2 protein-coding genes are annotated in these 2251 nt (G+C 48.6%); one reads left to right on the forward strand and one right to left on the reverse strand.

Annotation, left to right across the window (positions count from 1 at the left end; all coding sequences use genetic code 11):
- Window positions 1-279, forward strand: a 279-nt coding sequence (locus VIR50_RS10275; protein WP_331935038.1) for a M3 family metallopeptidase, incomplete at its 5' end; no start/stop codon positions are given.
- A gap of 220 nt (window positions 280-499) precedes the next feature.
- Here VIR50_RS10275 and glgP read toward each other — a convergent pair.
- The coding region (gene glgP, locus VIR50_RS10280) for an alpha-glucan family phosphorylase (protein WP_331935039.1) at window positions 500-2251 on the reverse strand (1752 nt) is incomplete at its 5' end.

Genomic DNA, 2251 nt, shown 5'->3' on the forward strand with positions numbered 1-2251 from the left:
ACGCAAGTACCGCCCCGCTACTCCACTTCTTACTTCAATCATGTATGGGGTGGCGGCTATGCGGCCGGCTATTACAGCTACTTGTGGACCGAAGTGCTGGCCGACAACGTGGCTGATTACTTTGCCGAACACGGTGCCCTCACGCCCGCTGTAGGCCAAGCATTCCGCGATAAGGTGCTAAGCAGGGGCAATACGGGCAACCTGATGCAGATGTTTACTGACTTCACGGGACTGAAAGAGCCCAACGCGGCCAGTCTGCTGAAGGCAAGAGGCTTGTAAAAAATAAAGAGGTCACGTCTTCATCCTCTGCGATAAGGACGTGACTTTACTATCTTCAAGCTCCTCCCAATAGCGTTTCTAACAAATTGAAGCGGGCTTTCAAAAAAATATTTTATAACATTTCAAACCCTCCTGAATATTGCTTTTACAATCAGGAAAGGGCAATAAAAAAAGGAATCCGATTTGGTTCGGATTCCTTTTTTCTGTATATTACTTCGTATTAGTCTAACCACTTAACGTAGCAGAAGTCCATACGGTGGGGCAACTCCTTGTTCTTGGGATACATACGAACGCATGTACGGAACGCGCCTGCCTCATCCGGCTCTACTTCAGCCTCGAAAGTATAGTTGTTACCTTCGTGACCTACAACCTTGAACTCATGAACATTGTAGATCTCGCGGTCATCACCTTCGGCATTGTCCTTCAACAACACGAGTTCCAAACCGATGGCGTCATCAAGTCCCTGCTCGTCAATAACGTAGGTAAGTTTGAACTTCGTACCGGTCTCACCGCCGTTGTAAAGCACTGAGTCGTCCTTGGAAACAACGTGGATGGAATCCCAACGCTCGGCAACATTCTCTTTCCAAAGGGCTATTTCCTTAGCCAACTTGTTGTTATTGGCTGAAAGTTTGGCAAAACGCTTAGCCTCTTTGTTGTAGAACTTATCGTAATAATCGTCCAACTGACGCTTCATGGTGTAGTGAGGAGCGATGGTTGCGATGGAGTTCTTCACCACCTTGAGCCAATCTTCGCTATATCCCTTCTTGTTGCGACCATAATACAAAGGTATGATTTCGTTCTCAAGCAAATTGTAAATGGTAGCTGCGTCGAGCTGATCCTGATAACCTTGGTTGTCGTAAGTGCGCTCTTGTGGCAATGCCCAACCGGCACCTTCACGATAACCTTCAACCCACCATCCATCGAGAACGGACAGATTGACAACTCCATTCATCTCTGCCTTCTCGCCGGAAGTACCACTCGCCTCAAGAGGACGTGTAGGTGTGTTCATCCAAATGTCAACACCTGATACCAAACGACGGGCCAACTGCATGTCATAGTCCTCCAAGAAGATGATCTTTCCTAAGAACTCAGGACGCTGACTAATCTCAAAGATACGCTTGATCAAGCCTTGTCCGGCGCCATCAGCAGGGTGTGCCTTACCCGAGAAGAAGAACAAAACGGGATGTTCGGGGTCGTTCACAATCTTAGAGAGGCGCTCGAGGTCGGTAAAGAGCAAGTGAGCACGCTTGTAAGTGGCGAAACGACGGCAGAAACCTATCATCAACGCGTTAGGATTAATGCGCTCCAGCAAAGATACTACACGAGCGGGATCGCCCTGATTCTTGAGCCATGACTGTGTGAACTTCTCACGGATATACTTCACGAGCTTCTGTTTCAAAGCCATACGTGTGTTCCATATCTCCGTATCGGGCACATTATAGATGGCATGCCAAATATCTTCATTGCTCTGGTCGCCCATGAATGAAGGATCGAAATACTTATCGTAAACCTTGCGCCACTCGGTAGCGGTCCATGTGGGGAGGTGCACACCGTTGGTAACATAACCAACATGGTTTTCCTCCGGGTAGTAACCGGCCCAAATAGGAGCAAACATCTTCTGGCTAACCCAGCCGTGGAGCTTACTTACACCGTTAACTTCCTGACAAGTGTTGCAGGCAAATGTAGACAAGCAGAAGCGCTCGCTATGGTCTTCGGGGTTCTGACGGCCCATGCCGATGAACTCATCCCATGTAAGACCGAGGCGCTCCGGATAACCACCCATGTACTTTCCGAACAATGCTTCGTCGAAATAGTCGTGGCCGGCAGGTACAGGTGTGTGAACCGTATAGAGCGAAGAAGCGCGTACCAACTCAAGAGCCTGATTATAAGTAAGGCCTGATTCTACGTAATCGCACAGACGCTGGAGGTTGCAAAGTGCGGCATGGCCTTCATTGCAATGGTAAATATCCTT

Origin of the sequence: Prevotella sp. (assembly GCF_036570325.1) — a bacterium.
GTDB lineage: Bacteria > Bacteroidota > Bacteroidia > Bacteroidales > Bacteroidaceae > Prevotella.